The sequence below is a fragment of the Pseudomonas sp. C8002 genome (assembly GCF_013385765.1).
In the GTDB taxonomy this organism is placed as follows: domain Bacteria; phylum Pseudomonadota; class Gammaproteobacteria; order Pseudomonadales; family Pseudomonadaceae; genus Aquipseudomonas.
Genome location: NZ_JACAPJ010000008.1, coordinates 176,069 through 192,476, shown reverse-complemented (window position 1 = coordinate 192,476; position 16,408 = coordinate 176,069). Strand labels below are relative to the sequence as shown.

The window sequence follows — 16,408 nt, the reverse complement described above, 5'->3', positions numbered from 1 at the left end:
ACACTTGTCCTCATTCGCGCAAACTTGGTGCCGGCAGTGGCCGGCAGGAAAACTCAAGAAGCCAGTGGCGATACTTGCCAAAGCCCGTTCTGCTGAATCAATTGCCGGTCGCAGTCCGCTTCACGGGCGGCGGCCAATGGCTGCCCAGGCAGGGCCTGGACCACACGCTGACCCTCACTGCGCAACTGGCAAACCTGCTGCCAGAGTGCTGCGTCCGTACTGTCGGGCATCCAGATACCGCCAGACGGCAGCACGACCTCAGCACGCCCCAGGGTCACCAGGGTTTTCAAATCGGTGGAAAAACCGGTCGCCGGACGAGCGCGACCGAAGTCGGCGCCGATATCGTCGTAACGACCGCCCTGGGCGATGGCCTGGCCAACACCCGGGACAAACACCGCGAACACCACACCGGTGTGGTAGTGGTAGCCGCGCAACTCACCCAAATCAAAATACAGCGGCAACTGCGGGAAGCGCGCAGACAACTGCTCGGCAATCGCCAGCACATCGTCCAGGGCCGCCAATACATCAGCCGGCGCATTCGCCAGGCGATCACGGGCGGCGGTCAGTACTTCACGGCCGCCACACAGATCCACCAGCGCACGCAGCATGCCGGCCAGGTCGGCAGGCACGCCCGCCGTCAGGGCAATCACTTCATCGATGGCCTTGCGCTGCAAGGCATCGAACAACTGTTGTTCCACTTCACCCGACAAGCCGGCCGCACGGGCCAGGCCGCGGTAGATACCGACATGCCCAAGGTCCATGTGCACATCCGGCACATCGGCCAGCTGCAACATGGCCAGCATCAGGCTGATGACTTCCACGTCGCTGCTCGGGCTGGCATCACCGTACAACTCGGCGCCCAACTGGATCGGGCTGCGGGACGACGACAACGCACGCGGTTGCGCATGCAGCACGCTGCCGGCGTAGCACAGGCGGCTTGGCCCTTCGCGACGCAGGGTGTGCGCATCAATGCGCGCTACTTGCGGCGTGATGTCGGCACGAAAGCCCATTTGCCGGCCCGATTGCGGGTCGATGACCTTGAAGGTGCGCAGATCCAGGTCCTGGCCCGCGCCGGTCAGCAGGGATTCCAGGTACTCGATATGCGGAGTCACGACAAACTCGTAACCCCAGCTCTGGAACAGATCCAACACCTGGCGGCGCGCGATTTCAATGCGCGCAGCTTCTGGTGGCAGTACTTCTTCGATGCCATCTGGCAGCAGCCAGCGGTCTACCGTTGCCATTACGCCATTCCCCTATGATCCGGGCGGCCAGCCCTCGGGCGAGCCTTGAGTGAAGCAGAAAATACCCGGCCCCTGCATAAACCACGCGCAAGAGCGACGTGACGAACGACCAACAATCGGCCTCGTCGGGCACTTTCCTCGAAAAACCTGTGGCGCCTGCGGAGCAAAACCACAATCAAACATGCAGACGCAAAAAAGCCGGGAATTTCCCGGCTGCCGCATCATACACCCGTTTTCTGAAAGGATCACCCCGCCCGGCATTTTAGCCGCCCGACGGAGCGATTCTCAGACTACATGCGGGTTACTTGGACTTTTCCAGGTAGCGGAAGAAATCGCTACTTGGGTCCAGCACCATGACGTCGGTTTTGTTCGCAAAGCTTTCACGGTAGGCGCGCAGGCTACGGTAGAACGCGTAGAACTCCTGGTCCTGGCCATAGGCCTTGGCGTAGATCGAAGCGGCTTGAGCATCACCATCACCACGGGCCTCTTCAGACTCGCGATAGGCTTCAGCCAACAGTACGCGACGCTGACGGTCGGCATCCGCGCGGATCCCTTCTGCCAGTTCGTTACCCTTGGCGCGGTGCTCACGAGCCTCGCGCTCACGCTCGGTGCTCATACGTTCGAACACGCTGCGGTTCACTTCCTTCGGAAGGTCGATGGCCTTGACCCGAACATCGATCACCTCGATGCCCAGCTCTTTTTCCGCCATCGCATTCAACGAACGCGTGATGTCCGCCATCAGCGCGTCACGTTCACCGGATACCACCTCGTGCAGGGTGCGCTTACCAAACTGGTCACGCAGGCCCGATTCCAGACGGCGCGACAAACGCTCGTCGGCAATCTGCTTGAGGCCGGAGGTCGCGGTGTAGAAGCGCTCGGCATCCTTGACGCGCCACTTGGCGTAGGCGTCAACCATCACAGCTTTCTTTTCCAGGGTCAGGAAGCGTTGTGTCGGTGCATCCAGGGTCATCAGGCGGCCGTCGAACTTGCGCACCTGGTTGACGTAGGGGACTTTCACATGCAGGCCCGGCTGGACATCCGCCTGGACCACGCGACCGAATTGCAGCAACACCGCGCGCTCGGTCTGAGACACGATATAGAAGCAGTTCCAGGCAGCGATGACCACGACGACGCCCACAATCAGGGCGGTCAGCGATTTATTGCTCATCAACGACTCTCCCTGGTACGTGTTTGCTGTTGCAGCAAGTCAGCGGCCGCACGGGCGCTCGCTTCGTTGGCAGCAGCATTGGAACCGGTAGCCGGTGCGCTGGTGCTGCTACGACCACCTTCGATCATCTTGTCCAGCGGCAGGTACAGCAGATTGTTCTGCCCGCCCTTGCTGCCGGTCACGAGAACCTTGCTGGTGTTGCTGAAGACTTCCTGCATGGTGTCCAGGTACAGACGCTCACGGGTGACTTCCGGTGCCTTGCGGTACTCGGCCACCAGCTTGGTGAAACGATCTGCCTCACCCTTGGCGCGGGAGACCACTTCGTCGCGGTAACCGTTGGCATCCTCAAGGATGCGCTGGGCCTGGCCACGGGCTTCCGGCACAACGCCGTTGGCGTAGGTTTCAGCCTGGTTGCGCGAACGCTGCTCGTCTTCACGGGCACGGATCACGTCATCGAAGGCTTCCTGCACTTCACGCGGTGCCGCTGCGCTCTGTACGTTGACCTGGGTCACGGTGATACCGGTGCGGTACGTGTCGAGGAACCGTTGCAGGCGCTCCTTGATTTCGCTGGCCATCAATTCACGGCCTTCAGTCAGCACCTGGTCCATTGCGGTGGAACCCACCACGTGGCGCAGGGCGCTTTCGGTCGCATGTTGCAGGCTGATCTCCGGCTGGTCGACGTTCAGCACGAAGTCCTGCAGGTTGCTGATCTTGTACTGCACGGTCAGCGGCACTTCGACGATGTTCTCGTCTTCGGTCAGCATCTGGCCCTGCTTGGTGTAGGCACGCTCACGCGTGACGTTTTCCATGTACTTCTTGTCGATCGGCGGGAAGTAGATGTTCAGGCCAGGGCCGACAGTCTCGTAGTACTTGCCGAAGCGCAGCACCACGGCTTGCTCCTGCTCGTCCACCACATAGACGGCGCTGTACAGCCAGACGGCCGCCAGCACGACGAGGCCGATGCCGAGCAGGCCGTAACCACCGCCCTTGCTCGTACGACCGCCTTCGTCACCACCACGTTTTTTTCCACCACCGAACAACCCATTCAGGCTTTCCTGCAGCTTTCGGAAGGCCTCGTCGAGATCTGGTGGCCCCTTGCGGTCGCCATTATTGCGGCGTTTACCACCCCAAGGATCCTGATTATTCGAGTTGCCACCCGGCTCATTCCAAGCCATAGCGCTCTCCATCTGATAAAGCAAAGACGCACCCACGGCGCGCCGACCAATGCTACAGAATGCCTGTCACAGCGGCACAACCGCTTTCTCAGGCTTTTATTGCAAAGTGTGTTGTTCGATGAACTCTGTCGGCACAACGCCTTCACGGCTGACCAGCCGATTCAGCTCCGAGCGCGGCAATCGAACGGCCAGCAAGCTGACACCTTCTTCGTCGTGTTCTTCTTTCTGTACCGCGCCCAGCTCGAAAAACTGTGCACGCAGTCGAGCAAAACGCTGCGGCAAGCGCAAGGTGCCGACGAACAAATCGCTGCCCAACAGCTCGGCAATGGCTTGTTCAAGCAATTCCAGGCCACTGCCATCACGCGCCGACAGCCAGACCCGCTGGGGCTTGCCGTTTTCGTCGCGCTGGATTTGTGGCTCAACGCCTTCAAGCAAATCGAGTTTGTTATAGACCTCGAGGATCGGCAAGTCCTGGGCACCAATCTCGCCCAGCACCACCATGACCTGTTCAATCTGCAACATGCGATCCGGTTCGGCCGCATCGATCACGTGCAACAGCAGGTCGGAATTGCTCGACTCTTCGAGCGTAGACCGAAATGCCTCGACCAGCTTGTGGGGCAAGTGACGAATGAAACCCACGGTATCGGCCAGGACAATCGGCCCCAGGTCGTCCAGTTCCAGACGGCGCAAGGTCGGGTCGAGGGTCGCGAACAGTTGGTCGGCCGCGTACACGTCCGATTTCGTCACGTTGTTGAAGAGTGTGGATTTGCCGGCGTTGGTATAGCCCACCAGGGAAACGGTCGGGATATCCGCACGCATACGGCCACGTCGCGATTGTTCGCGCTGGCTGCGCACCTTCTCCAGGCGGCCCTTGATCTGCCGCAGGCGCACCCGCAGCAGACGCCGGTCGGTTTCCAGCTGGGTTTCACCCGGGCCGCGCATGCCGATGCCGCCACCCTGGCGCTCAAGGTGAGTCCAGCCACGAACCAGCCGGGTGCTCATGTGGTCAAGCTGGGCCAGTTCTACCTGGAGCTTGCCTTCATGGGTACGGGCGCGTTGAGCGAAAATATCGAGAATCAGACCCGTGCGGTCGATCACGCGACACTCGAAAACTCGTTCGAGGTTACGTTCCTGACTGGGCGTGAGGATGTGATTGAAAATCACCAGATCGGCCTTTTCGGCGTGGACCAGGTCGCGCAGTTCCTCGACCTTGCCGCTGCCGATCAGGAATTTGGCGGTTGGCCGATGACGCGGCACGTTAAAAAACGCGACGGTCTCGGCGCCGGCCGAATTTGCCAACTCCTGAAACTCCTGCGGATCTTCGCGCGCCTCAGGGTCCTGTCCATCCAAGTGAACGAGGATTACTCGCTCACCACCACCGTGGCGCTCAAAGAACAAAGGAGACTCCTATCAGGCGTTACCTGGTGCAGGCTCGGCGTCACCCTGTTCTTCGGTTGCGCTAGGCAGACGAATTGGACGAACCGGCACTACGGTCGAGATAGCGTGCTTGTAAACCATTTGGCTTACGGTGTTTTTCAGCAGGATCACGAACTGGTCGAACGACTCGATCGTACCTTGCAGCTTGATACCGTTGACCAGATAGATGGAAACCCCAACTTTCTCTTTACGTAAAGTATTCAAGTAAGGGTCTTGTAGCGAATGCCCTTTTGACATGTGCCGCACTCCTTTAAGGATCAATAATAAAAATCGGAAAATAGATAGCTCATGGCCGTCACACCCCCAAGGATAGACGGCAATTGCAAGGACTCAGCTCAATATGGAGACCGTTCCCAAGTATTTCAAGGCGCGTGACAGATTGTCGCTGTCCAGGCTGTCCAGCCAGTGCAAATCGCTCCAACTGCGCAACCAGGTGAACTGACGCTTCGCCAATTGGCGCGTGGCAATGATGCCGCGCTCCTGCATTTCGGCTGACGTCAGCTTGCCATCCAGATGATCCCAGACTTGGCGGTAGCCTACAGCACGTATCGAAGGCAGCCCTGGATGCAGGTCACCTCTTGAACGCAGTGCTACGACCTCCTCCACAAACCCCTGTTCCAACATAATTGTGAATCTTTGTGCAATTCGTTCATGCAGCACCTGGCGATCCGTCGGAGCGATGGCCAGATTCGCCACAGTATAGGGCAATTGTGAGTGTCCCGAGGCGCCTGCTTCAGCACTTTGCGCAGTTTGTTTCAGCCTGTGTTCAGTCATGGTCTGGCCACTGACCCGCCAGACTTCCAACGCTCGCGTCAGGCGCTGGGGGTCATTGGGATGAATTCGCGCGGCGGAAACCGGATCCACAATGGCCAACTGATCGTGCAAGGCCTGCCAGCCAAGGCGCGCAGCCTCTTCTTCAAGTTCGGCGCGCACCTGTGGATCAGCTGGCGGCATATCAGCCAGACCTTCCTGCAAGGCCTTGTAGTAGAGCATCGTGCCGCCGACCAGCAGCGGAATCTTGCCCCGCGCGGTGATATCGGCCATGGCGGCCAGCGCATCGATGCGAAAATCCGCCGCCGAATAGCTCTCGCTGGGATCAATAATGTCGATCAACCGGTGCGGATACTGGGCCAGCAGCTCTTTTGAAGGTTTGGCAGTGCCGATGTCCATGTCCCGGTAAACCAGTGCAGAGTCGACACTGATCAACTCGCACGGCAAGACCTTGGTCAGCTCGATGGCCAGGTCGGTCTTGCCGGCGGCCGTCGGGCCCATCAGGAAGATGGCGGGGGGCAAGGCACTCATCAACGGCCGCGCAAGAACAGTTTGTCCAGGTCGTCCAGGCCCATCTGGGTCCAGGTCGGGCGGCCATGGTTGCACTGGCCGCTGCGCTCGGTGTTTTCCATGTCCCGCAGCAGGCCGTTCATTTCCGGCAAGGCCAGCCGGCGGTTGGCGCGGATGGCGCCGTGACAGGCCATGGTGCCGAGCAGTTCATTGATGTGGGCCTGGATCCGGTCACTGGTGCCGTATTCCATCAGGTCTGCCAGTACGTCGGCCACCAGCCGGTTGGCCTCTGCCTGCTTGAGCAAAGCCGGAATCTGGCGGATAGCCAGGGTTTCCGGCCCCAGGCGTTGCAGCTCAAAGCCCAGCTTCTGGAACACGCTGATGTGCTCTTCGGCGCAATCCGCTTCCCGCTGGCTGACCGCCAGGGATTCCGGCACCAGCAGCGGCTGGCCGCTCAGGCCTTCGCTGGCCATGGCGATCTTCAGGCGCTCGTACATGATCCGCTCGTGGGCGGCGTGCATGTCCACCAACACCAGGCCATGGGCGTTTTCCGCAAGAATATAAATACCCTTGAGCTGTGCCAGCGCGTAACCCAACGGCGGCACGTCGCCCTGGCCTTCCGGCAACGCGGCAGCACCTGGCTCGGCGCCGGGCAGCGGCGCGAAAAACTCGCGATAGGCCGCCTGGGCCTCGGCCACCGGCACCGCCGATTGCGGACGCGGGGTGTACTGGTATTGATAACCGGCGCCGGCGCCTGAGCCTGGTGCGGTATAGCTCGGCTGAGCTTGCGGCGATTGCAGCAGGTTGGCCGCCAGGCTCATTTCGCCCTGGGGCCCGAACTCGCCGGCTTCCGGCCCTGAAGGACGGACAACAGCCGTGACAATCGGCGCCGCCAGGTGATCATCCGGCCGCACATCGCCCAAGGCGCGGTGCAGGGTGCCGTAAAGAAAGTCGTGGACCATGCGACCGTCACGGAAGCGCACTTCGTGCTTGGTCGGGTGCACGTTGACGTCGACCACCGACGGGTCGACCTCGAAAAACAGCACAAACGTCGGATGCCGCCCGTTGAACAGCACGTCGCGATACGCCTGGCGCACCGCGTGGGCCACCAGCTTGTCGCGCACCGCCCGGCCATTCACGAAGAAATACTGCATGTCCGCCTGGCTACGGGAGAAAGTCGGCAAACCCACCCAACCCCACAGCCGCAGGCCATTGCGCTCGATCTCGATCGGCAGCGCCTGCTCCAGGAACCCCGCGCCGCAGATGGCCGAGACGCGCCGCGCACGGGCCGCATCATCATGGGCCTCGTGCAGGCTGAGGATGGTCTTGCCGTTGTGGCGCAGGTGGAAAGCCACATCAAACCGCGCCAGGGCCAGGCGCTTGATGACTTCCTGCAGGTGATCGAATTCGGTTTTTTCGGCCTTGAGGAATTTACGCCGGGCCGGGGTATTGAAGAACAGGTCGCGTACTTCCACCGAGGTGCCCACCGGATGTGCCGCCGGCTGGACCCGGGGCGCCATGTCGCGGCCTTCGGTTTCAACCTGCCAGGCCTGGTCGGCGTCGCGGGTGCGGGAAGTCAGGGTCAGGCGAGCCACGGAGCTGATGGAGGCCAGGGCCTCACCACGAAACCCGAGGCTCATCACCCGCTCCAGGTCTTCCAGGTCACGAATCTTGCTGGTGGCGTGACGGGCCAGGGCCAGCGGCAGGTCATCGGAGGAAATCCCGCTGCCGTCGTCGCGCACTCGCAGCAGCTTGACGCCGCCTTGCTCAACATCGACATCAATGCGCCTGGCGCCGGAGTCGATACTGTTTTCCAGCAACTCCTTGATCACCGACGCTGGCCGCTCGACCACCTCACCCGCCGCGATCTGGTTGGCGAGACGCGGGCTTAGCAGCTCGATGCGCGAGGTATTGCTCAAGACTGTTTCGCTCATTATTGCGCCGCCAGTTCAGTGCCCGGGATGGTCAACACCTGGCCGACCTTCAATTCATCGGTCTTGAGGTTGTTGGCACTGCGCAAGGTTGCCGCTGACACCTGGAAGCGCACCGCCAGCATCGCCAGGGTGTCGCCCGGCTGCACGCGATGGTCACGCGGGCCCTGGGCGATTTTCCCGGAGTCACGCAGCCAGGCTATATAAGTGCCCGGCGGCGGGTTCTGCTGGAAGAACTGGCGAACACCGGCGCTGATGGAGCGCGCCAACGCCTGCTGGTGGCTGGCCGAGGCCAGTTTCGAGGCTTCGTTTGAGTTGGAGATAAACCCGGTTTCCACCAGGATCGACGGAATATCCGGCGACTTGAGCACCATGAACCCGGCCTGTTCCACGCGCTGTTTGTGCAGCGAGGTGACGCGACCAATGTTGCTCAGGACTTTCTGCCCCACGTTCAGGCTGGAGGTCAGCGAGGCAGTCATCGACAGATCGAGCAATACGCCAGCGAGCATCTTGTCCTTGTCGTCGAGGGATACGTTGCCAGCCCCGCCGATCAAGTCGGAACGGTTTTCACTGTCCGCCAGCCAGCGGGCGGTCTCGGACGTAGCGCCGCGATCAGACAGGGCAAACACCGAGGCACCAAACGCCGCGGCCGAAGGTGCGGCGTCGGCGTGGATCGAGACGAACAGGTCGGCGCCCTTCTTGCGGGCGATTTCGGTACGGCCACGCAGCGGAATAAAGTAGTCGCCGGTCCGGGTCAGCTCGGCGCGGTAGCCTTTCATGCCATTGATCTGGCGCTGCAGTTCGCGGGCGATGGCCAGTACTACGTCTTTTTCATGCTGGCCGCGCGAGCCCGAGGCACCCGGGTCTTCGCCGCCGTGACCGGCATCGATGACCACGATAATGTCACGTTTGCCCGCCGGAGCCGGTGGCAGCGGCGGCAATTTGACCTGGGGTTGCGACTGGTTGACCGGCACCGCAGGTATCGTCGCGACGCTTGGAGTTGGCGCAGGCGGCGGCGCGGCATCGGCGGCGTTGTCGAACAGGTCGACCACCAGCCGGTTGCCATACTGCGCGTTGGGCGCCAGCACGAAGCTTTTCGGGGTCACGGCCTTTTTCAGGTCGATAACCACCCGCAGGTCGGTCGGCGTACGCTGGGCCGAGCGCATCGCGGTAATCGGGGTATTGGCCATGGCGACTTTCAACGGCGCGGCCAGGGTCGCACCGTTGATATCAATCACCAGGCGATCAGGCGCCGTGAGGGTGAAGACGCTGTGCTGAACCGGGCCAGACAGGTCGAATACCAGTCGCGTGTTATCCGGTGCCCGCCACAGGCGAACACTTTTCACCTGTGAGGCCGCCAGTGCATTGAAAGTCATTGCCGCAAGCAACACCCCTACGACAGTAACCAACGCGCGAAAGCGCATACCTAACCCCATCAATTATTTGAATTCCAATGCCAAAGCGGCGCACCACGACTCGCCGCGCGCGCTCTGGGACAACAACTTCAGCTGACGTCCTTGCTTATGCGGGGTAATGGTAATGGTCAGGTCCGGCTTTGGCAAAAAGCCTGTGCCTTTATCTGGCCACTCGATCAGGCACAAGGCGTCCTCATCGAAGTAATCACGAATGCCCATGTATTCCAGTTCTTCCGGGTCCACCAGGCGATACAGGTCGAAGTGGAACGCTCGTACGTCACCGATTTCGTAGGGTTCTACCAAGGTGAACGTAGGGCTTTTCACAGCACCCGCGTGCCCCAACCCGCGAATGATGCCCCGGGACAAGGTGGTTTTTCCGGCGCCGAGATCGCCTTCCAGAAAGATCAGCCCTGAGCCTTGAGTGACCCGGGCAATACGGTTGCCCAAGGCGACCATGGCGTCTTCATCAGGCAGGAAAAGAACTACTTCAGACACGGCGATTGCTCCTCCAGCAACTGACGAATGGCTGGAATCAGGTCACTGGCGGCCAGCCCGCGACCGTAGGTACCCTGGCGATCTCCGGCAGTGGCATGCAGCCAGACCGCCAGGCAGGCGGCATCAAATGCCGGCATGCCTTGCGCCAGTAAAGCACCGACCAGGCCGGCCAACACATCGCCAAGGCCAGCGGTTGCCATTGCAGGATGGCCCTGATCGCAGCGGGCAACCCGACCGTCCGGGCTGGCGATCAAGCTGCCGGCGCCCTTGAGGATGGCCACCGCATTGAATTTCTGACTCAAGGCGCGCGCCACGTTAAGGCGGTCGGCCTGAACCTCGGCTGTCGAAATACCCATCAAGCGGGCCGCTTCGCCAGGATGCGGAGTGATCACGCAATTGGCCGGCAGGCTGACGCTGCCCGCCGCCAGCAGGTTCAAGGCATCGGCGTCCCAGACTTGCGGCTGCCTGGCATTGGCCGCTACCGACAGCAGGCTTTTGCCCCAGGAGGCCTCGCCCAGGCCCGGGCCGATGACGATCACGGAAATCTTTTCCAGCAGGCCCATCAATTGATTGGCCGAGTGCACGCCCACCGTCATCACTTCCGGCAACCGCGCCAGCGCCGCACCGACGTGTTCGCTACGGGTCGCCAGGGAAACCATGCCGGCACCACTGCGCAGGGCACTTTCAGCACTGAGCAAGGCGGCGCCGCCAAAACCCCGGTCGCCGCCGATCAGCAATACATGGCCGAACTGGCCTTTATGGGCGTCCGGGGAACGCGCAGCGAGTTGCGGCAATTGGCCGGGCAACAGGTGCTGAACGTCGGGTATTTCGTGTTTTGTCTGCGGCATGCGTCTTCAAGCTCCGATGTCTGGCAGAATTATACGCATCTAACCTGCGGTTTCTCTTGTTCATGCCTGCTATTACCTACGACCTGCCCGCCCTCGCCCAATCGATCAAAGACTGGGGCCGCGAGCTGGGCTTTCAACAAGTGGGCATCAGCGGCCTCGACCTCGCCGAGCATGAACAGCACCTGCAACGCTGGCTCGACGCCGGCTACCACGGCGAAATGGACTACATGGGCGCCCACGGCAGCAAGCGCTCACACCCGGAGGAGCTGGTACCCGGCACCTTGCGCGTGGTCTCACTGCGCATGGACTACTTGCCGGGCGACACCCAAATGGCCCAACTGCTGGCCAAACCCGAAAAAGCCTACATCTCCCGCTACGCCCTGGGCCGCGACTACCACAAGCTGATCCGCAAGCGCGTGCAGCAACTGGCCGACCGCATCCAGGCGCAAATCGGCCCGTTCGGCTTCCGCGCCTTTGTCGACAGCGCCCCCGTGCTGGAAAAAGCCATCGCCGAGCAGGCCGGGCTGGGCTGGATCGGCAAGAACACCCTGGTACTCAATCGCAAGGCGGGCAGTTACTTCTTCCTGAGCGAGCTGTTTGTCGACCTGCCGTTGCCGGTCGACCCACCCCACGCCACCGAACATTGTGGCCGCTGCACCGCCTGCCTGGATATCTGCCCTACCAATGCCTTCGTCGGGCCCTACGTGCTGGACGCCCGGCGCTGCATTTCCTACCTGACCATCGAGCTGAAAAGCGCGATCCCCGAAGAACTGCGCCCACTGATCGGCAATCGGGTATTCGGCTGCGATGACTGTCAGATCGTTTGCCCGTGGAATCGTTTCGCGCGGCCTACCGACGAAGGCGATTTCAAGCCACGGCACAACCTGGATAACGCAGAGCTCGCCGAGTTGTTTATGTGGGACGAGGACAAATTCCTCAGTAGCACCGAAGGTTCTCCCCTGCGCCGCGCCGGCTATGAGCGCTGGCTGCGCAACCTGGCGGTGGGCCTGGGCAATGCGCCATCAAGCATTCCGGTGCTGGAAGCGCTGAAGGCGCGTCGGGAATACCCCTCGGAACTGGTGCGCGAACATGTGGAATGGGCGCTGAACCAGCACGCCGAACGTCAGTGCACGTCGTCGTTGTAGACGAACTTGGGCATTTCCCAGTGAAAACGGATCGCCAGCAGGCGCAATAGAAAGCCGCTGAACAGCGTCAGCAGGATCGATTGCTCACTTGGCAGCTCAAGGTAGATGCACAGCATGTAGAACCAGGCGGCCAGGAACGACACGCTGGCGTACAGCTCGCGGCGGAAGATCAACGGAATGTCGTTGCAGAAGATATCCCGCAGGATGCCGCCGAATACCCCGGTGATCACACCGCTGACTGACGCCACCAGCATGCCGTGGCCCATTTCCAGGGCGGTCATGCTGCCGATCAGGGTGAAGGCCACCAGGCCCACGGCGTCCAACGCGAGGAACAGCGACCGCAGGTGGCGCATCAATGGAGCGATGAAGATGGTCACCAGGGCCGCGACGGAGGTCAGCACCAGGTACTCCGGGTGTTTGACCCAGGTCAGCGGGTAGTGGCCGAGCAACACGTCACGCACCGAACCGCCGCCCAGCGCCGTCACGCAGGCGATCAGCACCACACCGAACCAGTCCATCCCGCGCCGCCCGGCGGACAAGGCACCCGTCATGGCTTCGGCGGTGATGGCGATGAGGTAGAGCATCAGCAGCATGATGGCGATCCTTGCAAAGTTGTGGCGAGGGGGCTTGTCCCCCGTTGGGGTGCGAAGCAGCCCCTTTTAAAGGCAATAGAGTTTTCAGGTAGATCGGGATGTCAGATTTTAGGGCCGCTTCGCAGCCCAACGGGGGACAAGCCCCCTCGCCACAGACAAGCCCCTCGCCACAAAAGCCCGCTGGGCTCAGGTATTACCGCTTTAGAACTTGATGAAATGCTTGCGGTAATGCTGCAGCTCGGCAATCGACTCGCGAATATCGTCCAGCGCCAGGTGGGTGCTGCCCTTGTGGAAGCTGTCTTTGACTTCCGGCGCCCAGCGCGCGGCCAGCTCCTTCAAGGTCGACACGTCCAGGTTGCGGTAGTGGAAGTAGCTTTCCAGCGCCTTCATGTGGGTATAGAGAAAGCGGCGGTCCTGGCAAATGCTGTTGCCGCAGATTGGCGACTTGCCCTTGGGCACCCACTTTTCCAGGAAGGCGATGGTTTCGGCTTCAGCCTCGGCCATGCTCACGCGGCTGTCGCGCACACGCTGGGTCAGGCCCGAGTTGCCGTGGGTGCGGGTGTTCCACTCGTCCATGGTGGCCAGCACCGCGTCGCTGTGGTGAATGGCGATCACCGGACCTTCGGCCAAGGTGTTGAGGTTGCTGTCGGTGACAATGGTCGCCATCTCGATGATGACGTCGGTGTCAGGGTTCAGACCGGTCATTTCCAGATCGATCCAAATCAGGTTCTGTGGGTTTTGCATGTCGTGGTTCCTTGGCACCTTGGCGTAGCTGCGCAGTTTAGCAGGCAGGGCGTGCTAGACTCGCGACCGTTTCACCTAACCTTTGCATTATCGACACGGAACACCAATGGCCAAACGCCAGCTCAACCGTCGCCAAAACTGGCGCATCGAAAAGATTCAGGGCGAACGCGCTGCCCGCGCCGCCAAACGTGAATCCTCCGCCGTGGAAGCGCTTGAGGGCGGCGACCTGGGCCCCGAGCAAACGGGCCTGGTGATCGCGCACTTCGGTGTGCAGGTCGAAGTCGAGGCCACCGAAGGCGATCACGCCGGCCAGGTGTTCCGTTGCCATCTGCGCGCCAACCTGCCTGCGCTGGTGACCGGCGACAAGGTGGTATGGCGTGCCGGCAACCAGGGCATCGGCGTGATCGTCGCCCAGTTGCCGCGCACCACCGAACTGCGTCGCCCCGACAGCCGTGGCCAGCTCAAGCCGGTAGCGGCCAACGTCGACATGATCGTCATTGTCTTCGCGCCACTGCCCGAACCCCATGCCAACCTGATCGACCGCTACCTGGTAGCCGCCGAACACGCCGGCATTCGCCCGCTGTTGCTGCTGAACAAATTCGACCTGATCGACGAACAGAACGCCCCGGCGCTCAACGCGTTGCTGGCGGTGTACCGCACCCTCGGCTACCCGGTGCTGGAAGTCTCGGCGCATCACGGCAATGGCATGGAACAGTTACAGACTGAACTGGACGGGCGCATCAGCGTGTTCGTCGGCCAGTCGGGCGTGGGCAAGTCGTCCCTGGTCAACAGCCTGTTGCCGGAAGTCGAAACCCGTGTTGGCCCGCTGTCGGAGCTGTCCGGCCAGGGCACCCACACCACCACCACCGCGCGATTGTTCCACTTCCCGGGCGGCGGTGAACTGATCGACTCCCCAGGCATTCGTGAATTCGGCCTGGGCCATGTGAGCCGTGCCGATGTTGAAGCGGGCTTTATCGAGTTCAACGACTTGATCGGCACCTGCCGCTTCCGCGACTGCAAACATGACCGCGAGCCGGGTTGCGCCCTGCTCAAGGCACTGGAAGACGGCCGCGTGCAGCAGCAGCGAATGAACAGCTATCGCTCGATCATCGCCAGCTTGCCCGAGACCAGTTACTAAGCAGCAAACCGGTGCCGTGCCATGCCTTGATACACATAAGGCACGGCACGGAACCCCCGACCCCATTGATTAAATCGAGTCAGCCATCAAGAATCCGCTGCAACTGGGCGGCCCATGACGCAAGCCAGCTTGAATTCGATTTTCCCAATGCTCATACTCGCTCCGTCACCAGCGCAAGCTGGCAGGAGTCTGGATCCTTTTCGGGGTTGATCCAGCGGCGCAGAAGGGGCGAAGCAAGCTCCACTGCGTGTCGAATGAAGCCGCCTTCGGGCGGCTTTGCTTTTTCCGGGGAATCAACGATTGCCTCTCTACTACCATCCCAAACAAGGCGATGTTCTTCTGTGCGACTTCACTCGGGGCTTTGTAGCGCCCGAAATGCTGAAGATCCGCAAAGTCGTTGTGATCTCGCCGACTGTCACCCACAGCCGAAAACTGTGCACAGTGGTCCCGATTTCCTCCACAGCGCCTGACATCCAGCACGACTGGCACCATTTATTGCGAACCAATCCACTGCATACCGATGGCTATAAAGCGCTGTGGGTGAAATGCGACATGATCTACACGGTCAGTTTCGAACGACTGGACAAACTGCACAGAAAGACCAGGACCACTGGGCGAGAGTATTTCGTGCCGCGCTTGGGCGCGGAAGATATGCGAGGCGTGATTGACGGTGTGAAGGCCTACCTCCCGCTCTGATACAACCGACAGAAAAAAGCCCCGAGAACCCGGGGCTTTTTTAATCGTCGAAGCAATCGATTGAGTCTGACGGCCTCATGAACCCGTGGCGGGCAGAGTCGGGTCTTTCATCCCGCCATCGTCAAACAGGTTCAGCTTCTGCCGCAGCTCATGGGCCGGCAACGGCTCCTGCTCCGGCGGCAGTGCGTTCGGGTCTGCCGGCACCTCGCCCGGCGCGCCTTCACCCTGGGTCGGTACCGGTGGCGTCGCAGGCGGGTCACCTTCAATTGCACGCTGGGCCTTTTTGGTCAGCACGACGATATCGATGCGTCGGTTGATCGGATTGAACGGATCCTTGGGATCAAACAGCTGCGAGGAAGCAAACCCCACCACCCGTGCCACTTGCGGATCCGGATAGCTGCCGGCCACCAGTGCACGACGCGCGGCATTGGCCCGGTTGGCCGAGAGCTCCCAGTTGCCGAAGTCGCCCTGGCCTGCATACGGCTTGGCGTCGGTGTGGCCGCTGATGCTGATCTTGTTCGGCACCGCCTTGATGGTGTCGGCCATGGCCAGCAGGATGTCTTCAAAGTACGGCTTCAAGCGTGCACTGCCGGAATCGAACATCGGCCGGTTGGCGGCGTCCGTGATCTGGATGCGCAAGCCATCCGGGGTGATCTCGAAGGAAATCTGGTCCTTGAACTTCAGCAGTTGCGGGTTTTCCTCAACCTTGGTTTGCAGTTCCTGCAGCAGCAATTCCAGGCGTTCCTGCTCGACCTGTTCGGCCATGCTCTCGACGGTGTCGCGCTCGATCGGGATCTTTTCCTGGGGCGAGTCGGTCTTGATTTCCGGGTTGATGGTGCGCTCGGGCGCCAGTTGCGGCGAACCACCGAGGTCGATCACAAAAGGCGTACCGCTCTCGGAGAAACCGATGGGGTCCTTGAAGTAACCGGCGATGGCGATCTTCTGTTCCGGCGTGGCAGTGGACATCAGCCACAGCACCAGGAAGAACGCCATCATCGCCGTCGCAAAGTCGGCGAAGGCGATTTTCCAGGCGCCGCCATGGTGCCCCGCAGCGAAGCGCTTGACGCGCTTGATGATGATCGGCTGGTTGTTTTCCATGGC

16 protein-coding genes are annotated in these 16,408 nt (G+C 61.2%); 3 read left to right on the top strand and 13 right to left on the bottom strand.

Annotated elements, in window-relative coordinates:
• Nucleotides 1-53: 53 nt before the first annotated feature.
• The 10 genes from HX814_RS14630 to HX814_RS14585 all read right to left on the bottom strand — a co-directional run bounded on the left by HX814_RS14630 (nucleotide 54) and on the right by HX814_RS14585 (nucleotide 10,991).
• Nucleotides 54-1,241, bottom strand: coding sequence for an ATP phosphoribosyltransferase regulatory subunit (locus HX814_RS14630; RefSeq protein WP_177008316.1), 1,188 nt, complete (start codon nucleotides 1,239-1,241; stop codon nucleotides 54-56).
• Nucleotides 1,242-1,542: 301 nt separating this feature from the next.
• Nucleotides 1,543-2,409 (bottom strand): protease modulator HflC, encoded by an 867-nt coding sequence (hflC, locus tag HX814_RS14625; protein WP_003217510.1) that lies wholly within the window; start codon nucleotides 2,407-2,409, stop codon nucleotides 1,543-1,545.
• Entirely contained in the window at nucleotides 2,409-3,584 is a 1,176-nt protein-coding gene (gene hflK / locus HX814_RS14620; RefSeq protein WP_087692480.1) for an FtsH protease activity modulator HflK, read from the bottom strand. Before hflK ends, hflC begins: the two co-directional genes overlap by 1 nt.
• A gap of 96 nt (nucleotides 3,585-3,680) precedes the next feature.
• A complete protein-coding gene (gene hflX, locus HX814_RS14615; RefSeq protein WP_003217514.1) occupies nucleotides 3,681-4,982 on the bottom strand; it encodes a ribosome rescue GTPase HflX in 1,302 nt (433 codons plus the stop codon).
• 12 nt (nucleotides 4,983-4,994) lie between these two features.
• The gene (hfq, locus tag HX814_RS14610; protein WP_003217515.1) at nucleotides 4,995-5,258 is read right to left on the bottom strand and encodes an RNA chaperone Hfq; all 264 of its coding nucleotides are present in this window, start codon (nucleotides 5,256-5,258) and stop codon (nucleotides 4,995-4,997) included.
• 93 nt (nucleotides 5,259-5,351) lie between these two features.
• Nucleotides 5,352-6,323, bottom strand: coding sequence for a tRNA (adenosine(37)-N6)-dimethylallyltransferase MiaA (gene miaA, locus HX814_RS14605; RefSeq protein ID WP_003217518.1), 972 nt, complete (start codon nucleotides 6,321-6,323; stop codon nucleotides 5,352-5,354).
• Complete coding sequence (gene mutL, locus HX814_RS14600; RefSeq protein ID WP_177008354.1) at nucleotides 6,323-8,221, bottom strand: DNA mismatch repair endonuclease MutL; 1,899 nt, start codon at nucleotides 8,219-8,221, stop codon at nucleotides 6,323-6,325. Before mutL ends, miaA begins: the two co-directional genes overlap by 1 nt.
• 14 nt (nucleotides 8,222-8,235) lie before the next feature.
• On the bottom strand, nucleotides 8,236-9,669 hold the full coding sequence (locus HX814_RS14595; RefSeq protein ID WP_202948682.1) for an N-acetylmuramoyl-L-alanine amidase: 1,434 nt from the start codon (nucleotides 9,667-9,669) through the stop codon (nucleotides 8,236-8,238).
• A 3-nt stretch (nucleotides 9,670-9,672) separates the two neighbouring features.
• Nucleotides 9,673-10,143 carry a tRNA (adenosine(37)-N6)-threonylcarbamoyltransferase complex ATPase subunit type 1 TsaE gene (tsaE, locus tag HX814_RS14590; protein ID WP_003217524.1) on the bottom strand — a complete coding sequence of 157 codons (471 nt, stop codon included), beginning with the start codon at nucleotides 10,141-10,143 and terminating at the stop codon, nucleotides 9,673-9,675.
• The gene (locus HX814_RS14585; protein WP_177008315.1) at nucleotides 10,131-10,991 is read right to left on the bottom strand and encodes an NAD(P)H-hydrate dehydratase; all 861 of its coding nucleotides are present in this window, start codon (nucleotides 10,989-10,991) and stop codon (nucleotides 10,131-10,133) included. Before HX814_RS14585 ends, tsaE begins: the two co-directional genes overlap by 13 nt.
• A gap of 62 nt (nucleotides 10,992-11,053) precedes the next feature.
• On the opposite strand from HX814_RS14585, the gene queG reads away from it, so the two are divergent.
• Nucleotides 11,054-12,136, top strand: coding sequence for a tRNA epoxyqueuosine(34) reductase QueG (gene queG / locus HX814_RS14580; protein ID WP_003217527.1), 1,083 nt, complete (start codon nucleotides 11,054-11,056; stop codon nucleotides 12,134-12,136).
• Here queG and HX814_RS14575 read toward each other — a convergent pair.
• Together HX814_RS14575 and orn are read right to left on the bottom strand one after the other, a co-directional pair.
• On the bottom strand, nucleotides 12,115-12,732 hold the full coding sequence (locus HX814_RS14575) for a trimeric intracellular cation channel family protein (protein ID WP_172834585.1): 618 nt from the start codon (nucleotides 12,730-12,732) through the stop codon (nucleotides 12,115-12,117). The genes queG and HX814_RS14575 overlap by 22 nt on opposite strands.
• Before the next feature lie 198 nt (nucleotides 12,733-12,930).
• A complete protein-coding gene (gene orn / locus HX814_RS14570; protein ID WP_003217529.1) occupies nucleotides 12,931-13,473 on the bottom strand; it encodes an oligoribonuclease in 543 nt (180 codons plus the stop codon).
• A 106-nt stretch (nucleotides 13,474-13,579) separates the two neighbouring features.
• Here orn and rsgA point away from each other — a divergent pair, with 106 nt between their 5' ends.
• Both rsgA and HX814_RS14560 read left to right on the top strand, forming a co-directional pair.
• Nucleotides 13,580-14,611 carry a small ribosomal subunit biogenesis GTPase RsgA gene (rsgA, locus tag HX814_RS14565; RefSeq protein ID WP_003217530.1) on the top strand — a complete coding sequence of 344 codons (1,032 nt, stop codon included), beginning with the start codon at nucleotides 13,580-13,582 and terminating at the stop codon, nucleotides 14,609-14,611.
• Nucleotides 14,612-14,911: 300 nt separating this feature from the next.
• Nucleotides 14,912-15,307: a type II toxin-antitoxin system PemK/MazF family toxin gene (locus tag HX814_RS14560; RefSeq protein ID WP_102370214.1), complete on the top strand. Its 396-nt coding sequence runs from the start codon at nucleotides 14,912-14,914 to the stop codon at nucleotides 15,305-15,307.
• A gap of 75 nt (nucleotides 15,308-15,382) precedes the next feature.
• Here HX814_RS14560 and motB read toward each other — a convergent pair whose 3' ends face one another.
• A complete protein-coding gene (gene motB / locus HX814_RS14555; RefSeq protein WP_102367976.1) occupies nucleotides 15,383-16,405 on the bottom strand; it encodes a flagellar motor protein MotB in 1,023 nt (340 codons plus the stop codon).
• Nucleotides 16,406-16,408: the final 3 nt, after the last annotated feature.

Coding starts and splice junctions, on each gene's coding strand:
- HX814_RS14630 (WP_177008316.1), bottom strand. CDS start 1,241: ATGGCAACGGTAGACCGCTGGCTGCTGCCAGATGGCATCGAAGAAGTA.
- hflC (WP_003217510.1), bottom strand. CDS start 2,409: ATGAGCAATAAATCGCTGACCGCCCTGATTGTGGGCGTCGTCGTGGTC.
- hflK (WP_087692480.1), bottom strand. CDS start 3,584: ATGGCTTGGAATGAGCCGGGTGGCAACTCGAATAATCAGGATCCTTGG.
- hfq (WP_003217515.1), bottom strand. CDS start 5,258: ATGTCAAAAGGGCATTCGCTACAAGACCCTTACTTGAATACTTTACGT.
- miaA (WP_003217518.1), bottom strand. CDS start 6,323: ATGAGTGCCTTGCCCCCCGCCATCTTCCTGATGGGCCCGACGGCCGCC.
- HX814_RS14595 (WP_202948682.1), bottom strand. CDS start 9,669: ATGGGGTTAGGTATGCGCTTTCGCGCGTTGGTTACTGTCGTAGGGGTG.
- HX814_RS14585 (WP_177008315.1), bottom strand. CDS start 10,991: ATGCCGCAGACAAAACACGAAATACCCGACGTTCAGCACCTGTTGCCC.
- queG (WP_003217527.1), top strand. CDS start 11,054: ATGCCTGCTATTACCTACGACCTGCCCGCCCTCGCCCAATCGATCAAA.
- orn (WP_003217529.1), bottom strand. CDS start 13,473: ATGCAAAACCCACAGAACCTGATTTGGATCGATCTGGAAATGACCGGT.
- rsgA (WP_003217530.1), top strand. CDS start 13,580: ATGGCCAAACGCCAGCTCAACCGTCGCCAAAACTGGCGCATCGAAAAG.
- motB (WP_102367976.1), bottom strand. CDS start 16,405: ATGGAAAACAACCAGCCGATCATCATCAAGCGCGTCAAGCGCTTCGCT.